The 16,561-nt window shown below is 65.5% G+C and carries 16 protein-coding genes; 7 read left to right on the forward strand and 9 right to left on the reverse strand.

Going from position 1 to position 16,561, the window contains the following annotated elements; genetic code table 11:
• The first annotated feature begins 54 nt into the window (after positions 1 to 54).
• The 4 genes from phaR (at position 55) to NCCP691_RS05935 (ending at position 3,710) form a co-directional block, all read left to right on the forward strand.
• Positions 55 to 612 (forward strand): polyhydroxyalkanoate synthesis repressor PhaR, encoded by a 558-nt coding sequence (phaR, locus tag NCCP691_RS05920; protein WP_220807327.1) that lies wholly within the window; start codon positions 55 to 57, stop codon positions 610 to 612.
• Positions 613 to 716: 104 nt separating this feature from the next.
• Positions 717 to 2,075: a 30S ribosomal protein S12 methylthiotransferase RimO gene (gene rimO, locus NCCP691_RS05925; protein WP_220807328.1), complete on the forward strand. Its 1,359-nt coding sequence runs from the start codon at positions 717 to 719 to the stop codon at positions 2,073 to 2,075.
• Positions 2,072 to 2,500 (forward strand): lipocalin/fatty acid-binding family protein, encoded by a 429-nt coding sequence (locus tag NCCP691_RS05930; RefSeq protein ID WP_220807329.1) that lies wholly within the window; start codon positions 2,072 to 2,074, stop codon positions 2,498 to 2,500. The genes rimO and NCCP691_RS05930 overlap by 4 nt, the downstream gene beginning before the upstream one ends.
• Positions 2,501 to 2,528: 28 nt before the next feature.
• Positions 2,529 to 3,710 carry a cystathionine beta-lyase gene (locus tag NCCP691_RS05935; protein WP_220807330.1) on the forward strand — a complete coding sequence of 394 codons (1,182 nt, stop codon included), beginning with the start codon at positions 2,529 to 2,531 and terminating at the stop codon, positions 3,708 to 3,710.
• Between the two features lie 35 nt (positions 3,711 to 3,745).
• On the opposite strand, the gene NCCP691_RS05940 is transcribed toward NCCP691_RS05935, so the two are convergent.
• From NCCP691_RS05940 to mfd, 3 genes are read right to left on the reverse strand one after another with little or no spacing between them, the layout of a single operon-like run.
• Positions 3,746 to 4,108 (reverse strand): DUF4870 family protein, encoded by a 363-nt coding sequence (locus NCCP691_RS05940; RefSeq protein WP_220807331.1) that lies wholly within the window; start codon positions 4,106 to 4,108, stop codon positions 3,746 to 3,748.
• A gap of 33 nt (positions 4,109 to 4,141) precedes the next feature.
• Positions 4,142 to 4,984 (reverse strand): phosphoserine phosphatase SerB, encoded by an 843-nt coding sequence (gene serB, locus NCCP691_RS05945; RefSeq protein ID WP_220807332.1) that lies wholly within the window; start codon positions 4,982 to 4,984, stop codon positions 4,142 to 4,144.
• A 46-nt stretch (positions 4,985 to 5,030) separates the two neighbouring features.
• On the reverse strand, positions 5,031 to 8,492 hold the full coding sequence (gene mfd / locus NCCP691_RS05950; protein ID WP_220807333.1) for a transcription-repair coupling factor: 3,462 nt from the start codon (positions 8,490 to 8,492) through the stop codon (positions 5,031 to 5,033).
• A gap of 131 nt (positions 8,493 to 8,623) precedes the next feature.
• Here mfd and ispD point away from each other — a divergent pair, with 131 nt between their 5' ends.
• Positions 8,624 to 9,322, forward strand: a complete 699-nt coding sequence (gene ispD, locus NCCP691_RS05955; RefSeq protein ID WP_220807334.1) for a 2-C-methyl-D-erythritol 4-phosphate cytidylyltransferase — start codon at positions 8,624 to 8,626, stop codon at positions 9,320 to 9,322.
• Positions 9,319 to 9,813, forward strand: coding sequence for a 2-C-methyl-D-erythritol 2,4-cyclodiphosphate synthase (gene ispF, locus NCCP691_RS05960; RefSeq protein WP_220807335.1), 495 nt, complete (start codon positions 9,319 to 9,321; stop codon positions 9,811 to 9,813). The genes ispD and ispF overlap by 4 nt, the downstream gene beginning before the upstream one ends.
• Here ispF and NCCP691_RS05965 read toward each other — a convergent pair.
• From NCCP691_RS05965 to ompR, 3 genes are all read right to left on the reverse strand, one after another.
• Positions 9,810 to 10,007 (reverse strand): hypothetical protein, encoded by a 198-nt coding sequence (locus NCCP691_RS05965; protein ID WP_220807336.1) that lies wholly within the window; start codon positions 10,005 to 10,007, stop codon positions 9,810 to 9,812. The genes ispF and NCCP691_RS05965 overlap by 4 nt on opposite strands.
• Positions 10,008 to 10,131: 124 nt before the next feature.
• Positions 10,132 to 11,484: an ATP-binding protein gene (locus tag NCCP691_RS05970; protein ID WP_220807423.1), complete on the reverse strand. Its 1,353-nt coding sequence runs from the start codon at positions 11,482 to 11,484 to the stop codon at positions 10,132 to 10,134.
• Between the two features lie 12 nt (positions 11,485 to 11,496).
• Complete coding sequence (ompR, locus tag NCCP691_RS05975; RefSeq protein ID WP_220807337.1) at positions 11,497 to 12,264, reverse strand: osmolarity response regulator transcription factor OmpR; 768 nt, start codon at positions 12,262 to 12,264, stop codon at positions 11,497 to 11,499.
• A 200-nt stretch (positions 12,265 to 12,464) separates the two neighbouring features.
• On the opposite strand from ompR, the gene NCCP691_RS05980 reads away from it, so the two are divergent.
• The gene (locus NCCP691_RS05980; protein WP_220807428.1) at positions 12,465 to 12,836 is read left to right on the forward strand and encodes a hypothetical protein; all 372 of its coding nucleotides are present in this window, start codon (positions 12,465 to 12,467) and stop codon (positions 12,834 to 12,836) included.
• 25 nt (positions 12,837 to 12,861) lie between these two features.
• Here the strand turns inward: NCCP691_RS05980 and NCCP691_RS05985 are convergent, their stop codons facing one another.
• From NCCP691_RS05985 to prmB, 3 genes are read right to left on the reverse strand one after another with little or no spacing between them, the layout of a single operon-like run.
• A complete protein-coding gene (locus NCCP691_RS05985; protein WP_220807338.1) occupies positions 12,862 to 13,692 on the reverse strand; it encodes a Rossmann-like and DUF2520 domain-containing protein in 831 nt (276 codons plus the stop codon).
• Positions 13,693 to 13,708: 16 nt separating this feature from the next.
• Positions 13,709 to 15,658, reverse strand: a complete 1,950-nt coding sequence (locus NCCP691_RS05990; protein ID WP_220807339.1) for an ATP-binding cassette domain-containing protein — start codon at positions 15,656 to 15,658, stop codon at positions 13,709 to 13,711.
• Positions 15,655 to 16,542, reverse strand: a complete 888-nt coding sequence (gene prmB, locus NCCP691_RS05995; RefSeq protein WP_220807340.1) for a 50S ribosomal protein L3 N(5)-glutamine methyltransferase — start codon at positions 16,540 to 16,542, stop codon at positions 15,655 to 15,657. The genes NCCP691_RS05990 and prmB overlap by 4 nt, the downstream gene beginning before the upstream one ends.
• Between the last annotated feature and the right edge of the window lie 19 nt (positions 16,543 to 16,561).

Here is a 16,561-nt window from a genome sequence, read left to right on the forward strand (position 1 = left end):
AACGTTCGCTTTTGAGTAATGGCAGCACGGGGCTGCGTAGATATGGAAAATTCGATGAATAGTGCAAAAAAGATTACAGAGCGCTTGATCAAGAAGTATCCGAACCGCCGCCTGTACGACACCCAGACCAGTTCCTACATCACCCTTGCCGATGTGAAGCAGCTGGTGCTGGACAACGAGGAATTCACCGTGGTCGACGCCAAGTCCGACGAAGACCTCACCCGCAGCATCCTGCTGCAGATCATCCTGGAGGAAGAAGCCAACGGCACGCCCATGTTTTCCAGCGGCGCGCTCTCGCAGATCATTCGCTACTACGGCCATGCCATGCAGGGCATGATGGGCTCCTACCTGGAAAAGAACATCCAGGCCTTCATCGACATCCAGAACAAGCTCGCCGAAAGCTCCAAGGGCTTTTATGAAGGCAAGCCCTTCAGCCAGGAGATGTGGACGCAGTTCATGAACGTCCAGGGGCCGATGATGCAGGGGATGATGAGCAACTACATCGAGCAGAGCAAGAACCTGTTCGTGCAGATGCAGGAGCAGATGCAGAACCAGACCAAGAACATGTTCGGCGCCTTCCCCTTCACCCCGCCCGACAAGAACCGCAAGTAGGCCGCGGCCCGGCCGCTGACGGAATGGCAAGACCACCCGGGGCTCCGGCTCCGGGTGCATGAACGGGTACAATAGCGGATTCGCCTGTACCCGTTATTCCTGCCATGTCCAACCCCTCCCAAACGCCGAAAGTCGGCTTCGTCTCGCTGGGCTGCCCGAAAGCCCTGGTCGACTCGGAACAGATCCTCACCCAGCTGCGCGCCGAAGGTTACGAAACCGCCAAGTCCTACGACGGCGCCGACCTCGTCATCGTCAATACCTGCGGCTTCATCGACGCCGCCGTGCAGGAATCGCTGGATGCGATCGGCGAGGCGCTCAATGAAAACGGCAAGGTCATCGTCACCGGCTGCCTCGGCGCCAAGAAGGACATCGACGGCAAGGACATCATCCAGAGCGTGCATCCGAAGGTGCTGGAAGTGACCGGCCCGCATGCGGTCGGCGAAGTGATGGCGGCGGTCCACAAGCACCTGCCCAAGCCGCACGATCCTTTCCTCGACCTGGTGCCGGCGGCCGGCGTCAAGCTCACGCCCAGGCACTATGCCTATCTGAAGATCTCCGAGGGCTGCAACCATCGCTGCAGCTTCTGCATCATCCCGTCCATGCGCGGCGACCTGGTGTCGCGTCCGATCGGCGAGATCATGCTGGAGGCGGAAAACCTGTTCAAGTCCGGCGTGAAGGAATTGCTGGTGATTTCCCAGGACACCAGCGCCTACGGCGTCGACGTGAAATTCCGCACCGGCTTCTGGAACGGCAAGCCGATCAGGACCCACATGACCCAGCTGGTCACCGCGCTCGGCGAGCTGGCGGCGGCATACGGCGCGTGGGTGCGCCTGCACTATGTCTACCCGTATCCGCACGTGGACGACATCATCCCGCTGATGGCCGACGGCCGGGTGCTGCCTTATCTCGATGTGCCGCTGCAGCATGCGCACCCGGATGTGCTCAAGCGCATGAAGCGTCCCGCCAACGGCGAGAAGAACATCGAGCGCATCCAGGCCTGGCGCAAGCTGTGCCCGGACCTCACCGTCCGCTCCACCTTCATCGCCGGCTTCCCGGGCGAGACCGAAGCGGAGTTCGCCTATCTGCTCGATTTTCTGAAGGAAGCGGAGATCGACCGCCTCGGCTGCTTCGCCTACTCGCCGGTGGAAGGCGCCACCGCCAATGCGCTGCCCGATCCCGTGCCCGAAGCGCTGCGCGAGGAACGCCGCGCGCAGGTGATGGCTTTGCAGGAAGGGATTTCGCGCAAGCGGCTGCAGCAGCGCGTCGGCAAGACCATCCGCGTGCTGATCGACGAGGTGGATTCCTCGGGCGGCGTCGGACGGTCCGCCGCCGATGCGCCTGAAATCGACGGCGTGGTCTACGTGAAGCCGCCGTTCGAGCCGCACCGCAAGCTCAAGGTCGGCGAGTTCGTCGACGTGCGGATCACCGCCGCCGACGCCCACGACATGTGGGCCGAGGCATGATGCGCCAGGCATTTCGCGCGGCGGCGCTCGTCTGCACGCTGGCCGCGCCGCTTGCCGGCGTGGCGGCCGATGCGAAGCAGCTGTTCATCGAGCCGGTCGCCCTGCGCGGCACGCTCGGCGGCGACCCGATCCAGATGAATCTGCGCGCCAAGGAAGAGTTTGCGGATGGCGTGGAAGGCGACTACTTCCGGTTCGGGCAGTCGCTGAAAGTGCTGCTCGCCGGCGAAATCGAGGGAGAGGACGTCTTCCTCGAAGAGTCCGAAAACGGCACCAGCATCTCCGGCGAGTGGAACGGCAAGCTGAGCGGCGACAGCTTCAGCGGCCAGTGGCTGTCGGCCGACGGCAAGGAAAGCAGGCCGTTCAGCCTGCGCATCGTCCGACCAGCGGACACCCGGCGCACGACGGGCGCGGCTGCGGCAAAATAACAGGACCCATCTCACCACGGAGCGAAGAGTGACCACCCGCAAGGCGCTGCAAACCTCCCTGATTCACACCGACTACCGGGCGCCGGAAGGCTTCGGCGCGCTGCCCCATGCCATTCATCACGCCTCGACGGTCCTCTTCAAGGACGTGGCCGCGCTGAGGGCGCGCAACTGGCAGGACAAGAGCGGCTACACCTATGGCCTGCACGGCACGCCCACCACCTTCACGCTGGAGGCGCGGCTCGCCGAAATCGAGGGCGGCAGCCACTGCGTGCTCGCGCCGAGCGGCCTGGCGGCGATCGCCATGGTGGATTTCGGCCTGCTGCGCAGCGGCGACGATCTCCTGATACCCGACAATGTCTACAACCCCAACCGGGAGCTGGGACGCTGGCTGGCGCAGGACTACGGCATCACCACGCGCTTCTACGATCCGATGGCCGGCGAGGGCATTGCGGAGCTGATCCGGCCGAATACCCGGCTGGTCTGGACGGAGGCGCCGGGATCGGTGTCGATGGAAGTGCCCGACATTCCCGCCATCTGCCGGGCGGTGAAGGCACGGCGCGAAGCCGGCCAGGATATCCACGTCGCGATCGACAACACCTGGTCGGCCGGCATTGCGTTCCGCGCCTTCGACCATGGGGTGGACATCGTGATGCAGGCGCTGACCAAGTATCAGTCGGGCGGCTCCGACGTGCTGATGGGGGCCGTGATCACGCGCGACCGCGAGCTGATGCGGCGGATGGAAATGGCGCACATGCGCATCGGCTTCGGCGTCGGTGCGGACGATGCCTATCTCGTGCTGCGCGGGCTGCCGACGATGAAGCTGCGCTTCGACGCGCATGATGCCGGCGCGCGCAAGGTCGCCGCCTGGCTGAAGCAGCGGCCGGAAATCTCGCGCGTACTGCATCCGGCCTTCGAGGACTGCCCGGGCCACGAGACATGGAAGCGAGATTTCAGCGGGGCGGGCGGACTGTTTTCCGTGGTCTTCGACGAACGCTATGCGGAAGCCCAGACCGACCGTTTCATCGACAGCCTGAAATTCTTCAAGATAGGTTACAGCTGGGGCGGCGCGCACAGCCTGTGCGTGCCGTATCGCATCCAGGACATGCGCCGCGGCTGGCAGGGCAAGGGGCAGCTGGTGCGTTTCAATATCGGACTGGAAGAGCCGGACGACCTGATCGCCGACATCGAGCAGGCGTTCGGGGCGCTCTAGCCGGTGGCCCGGGAGACTGCCCGGGCCGTCTCCGGCTAGATCTTCATCGGCTTGTTGTCGGTGAGGTCGAGCAGGCCCTTGATCAGACGGTAGGCCTTCCAGACCCAGGCGCCGGTCCAGATCAGCCAGGCGAGCGGAATGCCGATCACCGTGGCGAACAGGATGCCGCCGACGACCATCCAGAACAGGTACCACCAGAACGAGCGGATCTGCCAGCTGTGATGGCTGTGGACGAAGGTGCCGGCCGCATCATCCCGCTTGATGTAGTTGATGATCAGAGGGATCCAGGAAAAGGCGCCGAGCGAGAACAGGAAACTGATCCCGTGCAGCAGGTAAAGCCACCACGCGAGATTCTTGGCGGACTGCAAGCGCGAATCGAGTACGAGTTCCTGCGACATCTGGCCTCCGTGATGGTTACCTGCAAATAAAGATCACTCGAACAGCGATAAGATTCCGTCAAGTCCCACAAAATTCAAGGCCACGTCGGCCTGCGCACGGACCACCGGCTTGGCGCGGAAAGCGACCGACATGCCGGCAATCGCCATCATTTTCAGGTCGTTGGCGCCGTCGCCCATCACGATCGATTTCTTCGCATCAATGCCAAGCTGGGCGCAGACGCGCTCGACGGTCCGCTTCTTTTCTTCCGCATCGACAATGCCGCCGACCACCCTGCCGGTCAGCCTGCCGTCGACGATCTCGAGTTCGTTGGAGTGCGTGAAGTCCAGGCCGAGGCGCTCTTTCATCCTGTCGGTGAAGAAGGTGAAGCCGCCGGACACCAGCAGGGTCTTGAGGCCGGCCGCGCGGACCGCGGCCAGCATGTTTTCCGCCCCGGGCGACAGCCGCAGGCGTTCGTCGTACACGCGCTGCAGCGCGGAGGCATCCAGCCCCTTGAGCAGGGCCACCCGGCGTGCCAGGCTTTCGCGGAATTCGATTTCGCCCCGCATCGCGGCTTCGGTGATTTCCGCGACCTGCGGCTTGAGGCCCTGCATGTCGGCGATCTCGTCGATGCACTCGATGGTGATCAGGGTGGAGTCCATGTCCATCGCAACCAGGCCGAAGTCCGACAGCCTGCGCCCGGGGGCGGCAAACGCATAGTCGAGCCGGGCGGCAAGGCAGGCGGCGTCGATTTCCGCCTTGAGGCCTTCCGAGAACTGGACGTCCACGCAGCGCCAGGCATGGGCGCCGATCGGTTCGGTGCGGCGGCCGCCTGCGAGGCTGGCGATGCGGGAGACGGAGGCGGGGTCGGGGTTCAGGCCCTGGAGGATCAGATTCATGCGTTGGCTGTGAAGGTGGCGGTATGTCGTGCTGCCTGCTGGTTGTTCATTTCGTTGCTGCCGCCGGCGCGGACTGCAGCGCGCGTATCGTGGTCTTGACCTGGTTGACGCGCGCCGCGAGATCGGGCATCGCCGCCGTAATGCGCAGCTTGTCCTGGCCGTGCAGCCGGATGTGGCGATTCTTCTGCACGAGTTCGATGATGCGCATCGCGTCGACCGGCGGATTCGGCTGGAACTGCAGCACCGCCGACTCGGCGTGGGCATCGATTTTAACAATGCCGACGGCCGTCGCCGCGATCCGCAGCCGGTGGGTGTCGATCAGCGCCTTGGCCGGGTCCGGCAACTTGCCGAAGCGGTCGATGAGTTCTTCCTGCAGCGCGTCGACCTTGTCCTGGCTGTCGCAATTGGCGAATCGCTTGTAGAGCGAGAGGCGCTCGTGCACATCGCCGCAGTAATCCTGCGGCAGCAGGGCGGGCACATGCAGATTGATCTCGGTGGTGTGCGACAGCGGCGCGGCGAGGTCCGGCTCCTTGCCATTCTTGAGCGCCCGCACCGCTTCGTTGAGCATGTCGGAATACAGCTGGAAGCCGATCTCCTGCATTTCTCCCGACTGGTTCTCGCCGAGCACCTCGCCGGCGCCGCGGATCTCCAGGTCGTGCATCGCGAGGTAGAAGCCGCTGCCCAGCTCTTCCATCTGCTGGATCGCTTCCAGGCGCCGCTGCGCCTGCTTGCTCAGGCCGCTGACGTCATGCACGAGCAGGTAGGCATAGGCCTGGTGGTGCGAGCGGCCCACGCGTCCGCGCAGCTGGTGCAGCTGCGCCAGGCCGAACTTGTCGGCGCGGTGCATGATGATGGTGTTGGCGGTGGGGACGTCGATGCCGGTCTCGATGATCGTGGTGCACAGCAGGATGTTGTAGCGCTGGGTGACGAAATCACGCATCACTTTTTCCAGTTCGCGCTCATGCATCTGGCCGTGCGCGACCGCGATGCGGGCCTCGGGAAGCAGGGCTTCCAGCATGGCCTTGCGGTTGAGGATGGTTTCCACCTCGTTGTGCAGGAAGTACACCTGGCCGCCGCGCTTGAGTTCGCGCAGGCAGGCTTCGCGGATCACCGAGTCGTCCTCGCGACGGACGAAGGTCTTGATCGCGAGCCGCTTCTGCGGCGCGGTGGCGATCACCGAAAAGTCGCGCAGGCCTTCGAGCGCCATGCCCAGTGTGCGGGGAATCGGCGTCGCCGTCAGGGTCAGCACGTCGACCTCGGCGCGCAGGGCCTTGAGCGCTTCCTTCTGGCGCACGCCGAAGCGGTGTTCCTCGTCGATGATGACCAGGCCGAGGCGGGCGAACTTGACCTCGCTCGACAACAGCTTGTGCGTACCGATCACGATGTCTATCGTGCCCTCGGCCAGGCCCTTGATCGCGGTGCTGACTTCCTTGCCGGTGCGGAAGCGCGACAGTTCGGCGATCTTCACCGGCCAGTCGGCGAAGCGGTCGGCAAATGTCTGCGCGTGCTGTTCCGCCAGCAGCGTGGTGGGCGCCAGGATCGCGACCTGCTTGCCGCCCATGACCGCGACGAAAGCCGCGCGCAGCGCCACCTCGGTCTTGCCGAAGCCGACGTCGCCGCAGATCAGCCGGTCCATCGGCTGGCCGCTGGTCATGTCCTTGATCACCGCATTGATCGCCGCGCTCTGGTCGGGCGTCTCCTCGAAGCCGAAGCTCTCGGCGAAGGCTTCATAGTCGCGCGCCGAATACTGGAAGGAATGGCCCTGGCGCGCGGCGCGGCGTGCGTACAGGTTGAGCAGTTCGGCGGCCGTGTCGCGTATCTGCTGAGCGGCCTTGCGCTTGGCCTTTTCCCACTGGCCGGAACCGAGCGCATGCAGCGGCGCGTCTTCCGGCGATGCGCCCGAGTAGCGGGAGATCACGTGCAGTTGCGACACCGGCACGTAAAGCTTGGTCTCTTTCGCATACTCCAGGTGCAGGAATTCGGTTTCGCCTTCGCCGAGGTCCATGCTGACCAGGCCCATGTAGCGGCCGATGCCGTGATTCTCGTGCACCACCGGGTCGCCGACCTTCAGCTCCGACAGGTCGCGCACCATGTACTCGACCTGGGTCACCGCTTCCTGCTTGCGGCGTCCGGCGCGGCGTCCCGTGCCCGCGTAGAGTTCGGTCTCGGTGATGAAAGCGAGATCGCCGAATTCCGGCCCCAGTTCGAAGCCCTGTTGCAGCGGCGCAATGCCCAGCACCAGCCGGTCCCCGCGCGAGGCGAAGTCTTCGAAGCCGTCGCACAGCACGGGATGCAGGTCGAAATCGCGGAAATACTGTTGCAGCGTCTCCCGGCGGCCGCCGGAATCCGCGCACAGCATGACCCGTTTCCCGGTGCGCAGCAGGTAGGCGCGGAGGTTCGCCAGCGGATCGTCCGCCCGCCGGTTGACCGCGATATTCGGCAGCGGCGCGGACAGGACGGAAGGCTCGTCGGACTGCTCGATCACCCAGCGTCCGTGCGGTTTGGCCAGGGTGAAGAAATCCTCGTCGGTCAGGAACAGCCGGTCCGGCGGCAGCAACGGGCGTTCGCGGTCGGCCTTCAGGAATTTGAAGCGCGACTCGGTATCGCTCCAGAAGCGCCTGATCGCCGCCTCGATGTCGCCCACGGTGGCGAGCGCCGTCTCCTGCGGCAGGTATTCGAACAGGGTGGCGGTCTGCTCGAAGAACAGCGGCAGGTAGTACTCGATGCCGGCCGAAGCGATGCCGTTGCCGATGTCCTTGTAGATCGCATACCTGGACGGGTCGCCCTCGAATTCCTCGCGCCAGCGGCTCCGGAATGCAGTACGTGCCGCCTCGTCCATGGGGAATTCCCGGCCGGGAAGCAGACGCACCTCGGGCACCGGATAGAGCGAGCGCTGGGTATCGGCGTCGAAGGTGCGGATGGTCTCGATGGTGTCGCCGAACAGGTCGAGGCGGTACGGCAGCGCCGAGCCCATCGGGAACAGGTCGATCAGGCCGCCGCGCACCGAGTACTCGCCGGGCGACATGACCTGGCTCACATGCGTATAGCCGGCCAGCGTCAGCTGCTGCCTGAGACGTGCCTCGTCGAGCGTCTCGCCCTTCTTGAAAAAGAAGGTGTACGCCGCGAGGAACGACGGCGGCGCCATGCGCAGCAGGGCGGTGGCCGCCGGCACGATCAGCACGTCGCAGGCGCCGCTGCGCACCTCATGCAGCGTCGCCAGCCGTTCCGACACGAGGTCCTGGTGGGGCGAGAAAGCGTCGTAGGGCAGGGTTTCCCAGTCCGGCAGCAGGTGGCAGCGCAGTGCGTCCTTGCCGGCGAACCAGGGGATTTCATTGAGCAGGCGCTGCGCCTCGCTGGCGCCGGCCACGACCACCGTCAGCATGCGCTTCTGCTGCTTCAGTTCGGCCGCGGCGCGCGCAAGCAGAAAGGCATCGGCGGACCCGTGCGCGGCGGGCGGGACGAATCGGTGACCAGACCTGGGAAGGGATTTTTTGAGATCGAAGGACATCAATGGACAACACGCGACGGCGCCTGTGCGGCACATCGCGCGTGCTTCGACTGTGAGAAAATATCCGCCGATTATAAACCAGCTGCCTGATCCCGGCCGGAGGCGCCGGGCACGCATCGCCTTGCCTTCGCATGAATCCAGCCCGTCATTTCGCCCTCATCCCCGCCGCCGGCGTCGGCTCGCGCATGGGCGCCTCCCATCCCAAGCAATACCTCGACCTGGCGGGCAAGCCTGTCCTCGCGCATGTGATCGACACGTTTCACGCGGCGCCGTCGATTGCCGGCGTCGTCGTCGTGGTCAGCCCGGAGGATGGCTATATCGATGACCTGGCCGTGAAAGCGGGGCAGGCCTGGCCGCGCCTGAGCATCGTCCGCAAGGGCGGGGCGACGCGCAGGGAGTCGGTGCTCGGCGGTCTGCGCGCGCTCGCCGATCATGCCAACGAGGAGGACTGGGTCCTGGTGCATGACGCGGCAAGGCCGGGGCTGACGGTGGCGCTGATAGAACGGCTTGCGCATGCGCTGGCGGAGGACCGTGTGGGCGGCCTGCTGGCGCTGCCCGTGGTCGACACCCTCAAGCGCAGCGACGACGACGGACGCGCCGAGCGGACGGTGCCGCGCGAGCAGTTGTGGGCGGCGCAGACACCGCAGATGTTCCGCCACGGACTGCTTACCCGGGCGCTGGAACAGGCGCCGGACGTGACCGACGAAGCCGGCGCCATCGAGCGGCTCGGACTGAAGCCGAAACTGGTCGAGGGCAGCCCGCGCAACTTCAAGATCACGCTGCCGCACGATCTCGCCCTGGCCGAACTGCATATGAAAGGACTTGGATGAATCTTCCCCCGTACCGTGTGGGCCAGGGCTATGACTGTCATGCGCTGGTGCCCGGACGCAAGCTGGTCGTCGGCGGCGTGACCATTCCGCATGCCAACGGTCTGCTCGGTCATTCCGACGCCGACGTGCTGCTCCACGCAATCACCGACGCGCTGCTCGGGGCGGCCGGCCTCGGCGACATCGGCCGGCATTTTCCCGATACCGACGCCCGCTTTGCAGGCGCCGACTCGCGCGTCCTGCTGCGGGAGGCCGGAAGCCGGGTGGCGGAAGCGGGCTATGCGATCGGCAATATCGACTCCACCATCATCGCGCAGGCACCCAGGATGGCGCCGCATATCGCGCGGATGGCGGAAAACATCGCCGCCGATCTCGGCATTGCCCCCGGCCAGGTCAACGTCAAGGCCAAGACCAATGAAAAACTGGGTTTCGTCGGCCGCGAAGAGGGCATCGCCGCGGAGGCGATCGCCTTGCTGTATCCGAGCAGGACTTAACCGCCCCCTATGCCCCGCACGACCCGCCCGGTGCCTTCGCAGGTCGGGCACTGGCTGCCGTCGGCGCGCTTGCCGCGTCCGCCGCAGTCGTCGCACAAGTCTTCACCCGTGCCGGGCGCGCCGGGTTGCGCCTCATCCCCGGGCTTCAGGTGATTCGGGGTGCCTGATGAACTGGAAGACGAAGGTGTGGCCATGGCGATTCCTCGATATGGTTGACGCATCGCGAGCCGGTCCACGCCGGCGCGCACAGGCCTGTCCCGCAGGAACATGACAAGCGGTGTGATCCGGTCGGCCGGGGGAAGTTCAGGATGACGGCGCTCAGCCCAGGGTGCCGGTGACGGGAAAGTTGATGCGGATGCGCAAGCCGCCGTCGGGATTGTTGGACAGTTTGAGCGTACCGTGATGACGCTTGACGATACGGTCGACGATGGCCAGGCCGAGTCCCGCGCCGTTGGCCTGGCCGCGTGCGGCGTCGAGACGGGTGAACGGTCTGAGCAGCCTTTCCATTTCATGGTCCGGGACGCCGGGGCCATGATCCGCGAGTTCCACCACGACATTGTTCCCCTGCGTCTTGCAGGAGATGTCGATGCGGGCGATGCCGGTCTCCGGCGTCTTGCCGTAGCGTCTCGCGTTCTCTATCAGGTTGGCGATGATGCGCTTGAGTTCGGTCGCGTTGCCGAAGACGTTGACGTCCTTGGCGATGTCGCTGTGGATCTGCACATCCGCCAGCCGGGATGCCTCATGCGTGCACTCGTCGAGCAAGGCGGTGAGGTTGACGCTGGCGGAGTTGGTGGTATCCGAGGGTTTTGCGTACTCGAGGAACTGGCCGATGATCGCATCCATTTGGGCCAGGTCGGATTGCATGCCCTCCCGCGCGTCGTCGTTCAGGCCGGCCATTTCGACCTCGAGCTGCATGCGCGCCAGGGGCGTGCGCAGATCATGCGAGATGCCCGCCAGGATGACGGCGCGGTCGCTTTCGACGCGGTTGAGGTCGGCCACCATCTGGTTGAAGCTGCGGTTGGCTTCGCGGATCTCGGTCGGCCCGCGTTCCGGCAGCGGGCTCGGCGCCTTGCCCTTTGCGATTGCCCGGGTGGCGGCGGTGATCCGCGCCAACGGCTGGTTGATCAGTCGGGAGATGAACACCGCGCCCAGCAGCGAGAGCAACAGCGTCGCCGTGCCGAGCCCCAGCCACTGTATGCCCGACACGCCCTCTATCCGTTCGCGGTCGAGCCGCAGCCAGTATTCGTCGTCTTCGATCATGAAGCTGACCCAGAAGCCGGCCACGTCATTGACCTTGCCCGCGAACTTGGTCTGCTCGCCGAGCCTTGCCTTGACGTGTGCTTCGAGCACCTTCATCACATCCGTGGCGACGGCGGGCTCCACCACGTCGGTGGCTTCGAGCGGATAGATGCGGATGCCCTCGTTGCTCGCGAGATCGAACAGCAGCTCGCGCCGCAGATCGGGCGCGGAGTGGGTGAGGGCGGCGCGGGTGATGGTGACGATGGAAATGACCTGTGCGGCCATCTGCTGGGCGCGCGGCTCGCGCTCCACCACGCTGAAGCTTGCGACCCAGGTCGTCACGCTGGCGGCAATCAGGAACGCGAGCAGGAAGAAGGTACGCCAGAACAGGCCGCTCCTGAGCCAGCCGAGCCGGTTGCCGATCAAGGAAATCAAGGTCTTGCTTTAACGGGGCTGTCCTTCGGGGATGAACACATAGCCCAGGCCCCAGACAGTCTGGATGTAGATAGGATTCGACGGATCGGGCTCGATCAGCTTGCGCAGCCGGGAAATCTGCACGTCGAGGCTGCGGTCGAAGACTTCGTATTCCCGTCCGCGCGCAAGCTCCATCAGTTTCTCTCGTGACAGCGGCTGGCGGGCGTGGCGCGCAAACACCTTGAGCACCGAAAATTCGCCGGTGGTCAGGGAAATGGTATCCGGGCCTTTTTTCAGGGTGCGGGTGCCCAGGTCGAGAATGAAATCGCCGAAGGCGAAGGTCTGCGGCGTCTCCGAGGGGGCGCCGGGGATTTCGTCGGGGCCCTTGCGCCGCAGGACCGCATTGATGCGGGCCACCAGTTCGCGCGGATTGAAAGGCTTCGGCAGGTAGTCGTCCGCGCCCATTTCCAGGCCGACGATGCGGTCTACATCCTCGCCCTTGGCGGTGAGCATGATGATCGGCGTCTGGTCGCCGGCGCCGCGCAGGCGGCGGCAGATGGACAGGCCGTCCTCGCCGGGCAGCATCAGATCGAGCACGAGCAGGTCGTAGCGCTCGCGGATCCAGAGTTTGTTGAGGGCCTGGGCGTTCTCCGCCGTCACGACGTTGAAACCCTGTTCGCCGAGATAGCGCCGCAGCAGATCGCGCAGCCGAAGATCGTCGTCCACGACGAGAATCTTGCCCTGGTGGGCCGCAGTCCGGGCGGAGCCGGTAGTGCTGGTGATGTTGGTCGTATTCATGGCGCTATGGTAACTTCAGAAATTCCCGGGGCATTCGGGCCGGCGCAAGGCATTACAGAATGTTACATACTTTACCTCGGGCCCGTTATGGCTTTGCGGGATGCAGCTTAGACTCGGGTTAATGCTGCCTCGGGATTGGAAGTCTAGCGCAAAAGCGCTGCCGGGGCGGCCCATCGGAATCGAACCGCAGCCCGAACGCCATGCCATTCAAACCCGGTTTATCTCTACTGCTGATCACCTTTTCCGCGCAGGCCGGGGCTGCCGAGCCGGCCGTGTACAGCCGTGAGTCCCAGGAAGGCGTACGGACGATTCTCCTGCAGAACATGGCCCTGGATCGCTCTCCCGGCCGTCATCCGCCGGCGCAATTCCTGGCCCCGATGCCGGTCGAACGGCGCGCCGCCGAAAACGTCTTTCCCGATCCGGCCAGCGCAATGGGCGCTCGGCTGTCGGATGCCAATCCCTTGCCCCAGGAAAATGTCCGGCGCACCCGCAGCCTGAGCGTGGAAGAGCGCCGCGCGCTGCGGCGCCAGATCGACGAGGTCGGTCACGACATCTACGCGCCCCGGCGCTGACACGGCCGGCGCGCCAGCCTCTTCTTCACCCCGAACGGCGCCGGCGCGCGATGTCCGCGGTCAGCTTGGCCATCTGCTTGTACAAATTCCCGTATTGCTCGTCCCAGTCCTTCACCGCACGATACTGCCGCACGGCGGTGCCGAGATCGCCGCGCGCTATCGGTCCTGTCAGGGCCTGCGTGGTCCCGGCCCGGAACACGTTGTCGACCGTGCCGCGCACCAGCGGTTCCAGCATGCGCAGGGCGTGGTCGGGATCGACGCCTGCCTTCTGATAGGCGTGCTGGGCCACGTCGAGCAGGGTGACCAGGTAATTGGAGGCGAACACGGCGGCGGCGTGATACACCGTCTTGTGGCGCGCATCGACGGCCACGCAGCGGCCGCCGATGTCGGTGAAGGCCGGCTCGAGCAACGCCAGCGCCCGCGCGTCGCCCTCGATGCCGCAGAAGGTGCCGTCGAACGCGACGGCAGCCTGCGCCGGGTCGGCGAAACTGCGGATCGGGTGGACGCTTGCGCAGGCGGCGCCGAGACGGGCAAGCGGCGCGAGCACCTCGGACGACAGCGCGCCGCTGCAATGAAAGACGACAGCGCCCTCACTCACCGTTCCGGCACCGGCAAGCGCCGCCGCGACCGCGGGCAGGGCGTCGTCGGGCACCGCCAGCATCCACACATCGGCCGGCTCCATCTGGTCGAGCGTGTCCACCGGGGCGCCGGCGCCGATGAAGGCCGCCGCCTGGCGGGCGCTTTCCGGGCTGCGATTGCAGATTTGAATCGGGGCGAGCGAACCGCCTGCCGCCCACAGCCTGCCGAGCGTCATGCCGACCTTGCCGCCGCCGATGATGTTGAGGGTTCGTGGCACGCGCGCCTCCGGGATGCTAATTGATCCGCTCCAGCGCTTCCTGCTGCTCGAGCCATTCGTTTTCCAGTTGCTCCAGCTCCCTGGCGAGATAGGCCTGGTCCATGATCAGGGTCTTGAGCTTTTCCTTGTTGGCCTCGTCGTAGATGTCGGAGGCAAGCAGGGCCGCGTCGACGTCGGACTTTTTCTGGCTGAGCTTGGCCATCTGTTCGTCGAGCCGCTTGATGCGCGCTTCGATCGGCTTGCGCAGCGCGGACAGGCGCTGACGTTCCTCGGCTTCCTGGCGCCGCCGCTCCTGGCGGTCTTCCCGCGACTCGGGTGGCGGCGCGCTCGTTTCGGCGGGCGTCGCCGGTGCCGCCGCCGGTTTGCCGAGCTTGGTCTTGAACAGCCAGTCGCGGTAGTCGTCGAGGTCGCCGTCGAAGGGTTGCAGCCGACCTTCGGCGACGATCATGAACTGGTCGGTAGTGGCGCGCAGCAGGTGGCGGTCGTGCGAGACCAGCAGCAAGGTGCCCTCGAACTGGGCGAGGGCCTCGGTGAGCGCCTCCCGGGTTTCGAGGTCGAGGTGGTTGGTCGGTTCGTCGAGCAGCAGCAGGTTGGGACGTTGCCAGACGATCAGCGCCAGCGCCAGGCGTGCCTTCTCGCCGCCGGAAAAGGGCGCGATCTTGCTGGTGACCATGTCGCCGCCGAAGTTGAAGCTGCCAAGGAAGTTGCGCAGCTCCTGCTCGCGCACCGTGGGCGCGATATGGCTCAGGTGCCAGAGCGGCGATTCGTCATGACGCAGCATCTCGACCTGGTGCTGGGCAAAATAGCCGATCGACAGGCCCTTGCCGAGCTTCATGGTGCCGGCCAGGGGCGCGAGTTCGCCGGCGATGGTTTTCACCAGCGTCGACTTGCCGGCGCCGTTGACGCCGAGCAGGCCGATCCGCTGTCCGTTCTGCAGCGAGAAGTCGACCCCGGAGACGATGCGCTTGCCCTCGGGCGTGCCGTCCTGATAGCCGGCGACCACCTCTTCCATCACCAGCAGCGGATTCGGCGCCGACAGCGGTTCGCGGAATTCGAAGCTGAATTCGGCCGCGGCGCGCAGGGGGGCGGTCTCTTCCATCTTGGCGAGCATCTTCATGCGGCTCTGTGCCTGGCGCGCCTTCGATGCCTTGGCCTTGAAACGGTCGATGAAGGATTGCAGGTGGGCGCGCTGCCGCGTCTGCCGCTCGATCGCTGCCTGGGTCAGCGCGATCTGCGCTGCGCGCTGCCGCTCGAAGGAGGAATAGTTGCCGGTATAGCGCTTGAGCTTGCGGTCGTCGATGTGGACGATCACGTTCACCACGCCGTCGAGGAAGTCGCGGTCGTGGGAGATGATGATCAGGGTGCCGGCATAGCGCTTGAGCCAGTCCTCCAGCCAGATGATGGCGTCGAGGTCGAGGTGGTTGGTCGGCTCGTCGAGCAGCAGCAGGTCGGACGGGCACATCAGCGCCTGCGCCAGGTTCAGGCGCATGCGCCAGCCGCCGGAGAAGCTGGCGACCGGCTGTTGCAGCTGGGCCGCCGAAAAGCCGAGACCGGTCAGCAATTGCTCGGCGCGGGAGCGCACGGTGTAGGCGTCGGCGTCGGCAAGCGCGGTGTGCAGTTCGGCGATGCGGTTGCCGTGATGCTGATGGTCCGGCGAATTTTCCAGTGCGTCGAGTTCCGCCTGCAGCGCACGCAGGCCCACATCGCCGTCGATCGCGTACTCCAGGGCGGGACGGTCGAGTGCGGGCGTCTCCTGGGCGACGTGCGCCATGCGCCACTTGGCCGGGAATTCGACTTCGCCGAGATCGGCATGCAGATCGCCGCGCAGCAGTGCGAAGAGACTCGACTTGCCCGCGCCGTTGGCGCCGATCAGGCCGATCTTCTCGCCCGGGTTGAGGGTGAGCTCGGCTTGCTCCAGCAGGGGCTTGACGCCCCGGGTGAGGCTGACTTGTAGCAGGCGGATCATTTTTTCTGCAACTGCTCGGCGGTCAGCATGAAGACCGCATCGTCGCCCGAGCTGGTGGACAGCCAGGTCAGCTCATAATCGGCGAAAGCGGCCTCGGCATGCTCGCGCTCGTTGCCGATCTCGATCACCAGCAGGCCGTCCGGCGTCAGGCGTTCGCCGGCGCCCTCCACGATGCGGCGCACCAGGTCCATGCCGTCGGCGCCGCCGGCCAGCGCGAGCTGCGGTTCGTGCAGATACTCGGGCGGCAGGGCCGCCATCGAATCGGCGTTCACATAGGGCGGATTGCTGACGATCAGGTCGTAGCGCCGCTTCGGCAAGCCGTCGTACAGGTCGGACGCGACCAGGGTGATCCGGTCCTCGAGCTTGTAGTCGTCCACGTTGCGGCGGGCGACGTCGAGCGCTTCCGGCGAGATGTCGACCGCGTCGATGAGGGCGGCGGGAAAGGCATCGGCCAGCATGATCGGCAGGCAGGCGGAACCGGTGCACAGGTCGAGTATGTGGCCGACCTCGTCGGGTTCCCGCAGCCAGGGCGTGAACTGCTCGGGAATCAGCTCGGCCAGGAACGAGCGCGGAACGATCACCCGCTCGTCGACGTAGAAACGATAGTCGCCGAGCCAGGCTTCATGCGTGAGGTAGGCGGCGGGCACGCGATCCCTGGCGCGGCGCTCGATCACTTGCATCACTTCGTCGATTTCGTCGGCCAGCAGGCGCGCATCGAGGAAAGGATCGAGCGTGTCGAGCGGCAGCCTGAGGGTGTGCAGGATCAGGTAGGCCGCTTCGTCGAAGGCATTGCTGCTGCCGTGGCCGAAGAACAGGCCTTCGCGCGTGAAACGGGAGGTCGCGTAGCGCAGCAGGTCGCGTACGGTGGAGAAGGTATTCGTCATGGCGGCCATGTGTAAGAGA

It is taken from the genome of Noviherbaspirillum aridicola (assembly GCF_019656455.1).
Lineage (GTDB): Bacteria > Pseudomonadota > Gammaproteobacteria > Burkholderiales > Burkholderiaceae_D > Noviherbaspirillum > Noviherbaspirillum aridicola.

What these genes read in the sequence shown, in the direction of transcription:
- phaR (WP_220807327.1), top strand. Translation starts at nt 55, where the DNA reads ATGAATAGTGCAAAAAAGATTACAGAGCGCTTGATCAAGAAGTATCCG.
- rimO (WP_220807328.1), top strand. Translation starts at nt 717, where the DNA reads ATGTCCAACCCCTCCCAAACGCCGAAAGTCGGCTTCGTCTCGCTGGGC.
- NCCP691_RS05930 (WP_220807329.1), top strand. Translation starts at nt 2,072, where the DNA reads ATGATGCGCCAGGCATTTCGCGCGGCGGCGCTCGTCTGCACGCTGGCC.
- NCCP691_RS05940 (WP_220807331.1), bottom strand. Translation starts at nt 4,108, where the DNA reads ATGTCGCAGGAACTCGTACTCGATTCGCGCTTGCAGTCCGCCAAGAAT.
- serB (WP_220807332.1), bottom strand. Translation starts at nt 4,984, where the DNA reads ATGAATCTGATCCTCCAGGGCCTGAACCCCGACCCCGCCTCCGTCTCC.
- mfd (WP_220807333.1), bottom strand. Translation starts at nt 8,492, where the DNA reads ATGTCCTTCGATCTCAAAAAATCCCTTCCCAGGTCTGGTCACCGATTC.
- ispD (WP_220807334.1), top strand. Translation starts at nt 8,624, where the DNA reads ATGAATCCAGCCCGTCATTTCGCCCTCATCCCCGCCGCCGGCGTCGGC.
- ispF (WP_220807335.1), top strand. Translation starts at nt 9,319, where the DNA reads ATGAATCTTCCCCCGTACCGTGTGGGCCAGGGCTATGACTGTCATGCG.
- NCCP691_RS05965 (WP_220807336.1), bottom strand. Translation starts at nt 10,007, where the DNA reads ATGGCCACACCTTCGTCTTCCAGTTCATCAGGCACCCCGAATCACCTG.
- ompR (WP_220807337.1), bottom strand. Translation starts at nt 12,264, where the DNA reads ATGAATACGACCAACATCACCAGCACTACCGGCTCCGCCCGGACTGCG.
- NCCP691_RS05980 (WP_220807428.1), top strand. Translation starts at nt 12,465, where the DNA reads ATGCCATTCAAACCCGGTTTATCTCTACTGCTGATCACCTTTTCCGCG.
- NCCP691_RS05990 (WP_220807339.1), bottom strand. Translation starts at nt 15,658, where the DNA reads ATGATCCGCCTGCTACAAGTCAGCCTCACCCGGGGCGTCAAGCCCCTG.
- prmB (WP_220807340.1), bottom strand. Translation starts at nt 16,542, where the DNA reads ATGACGAATACCTTCTCCACCGTACGCGACCTGCTGCGCTACGCGACC.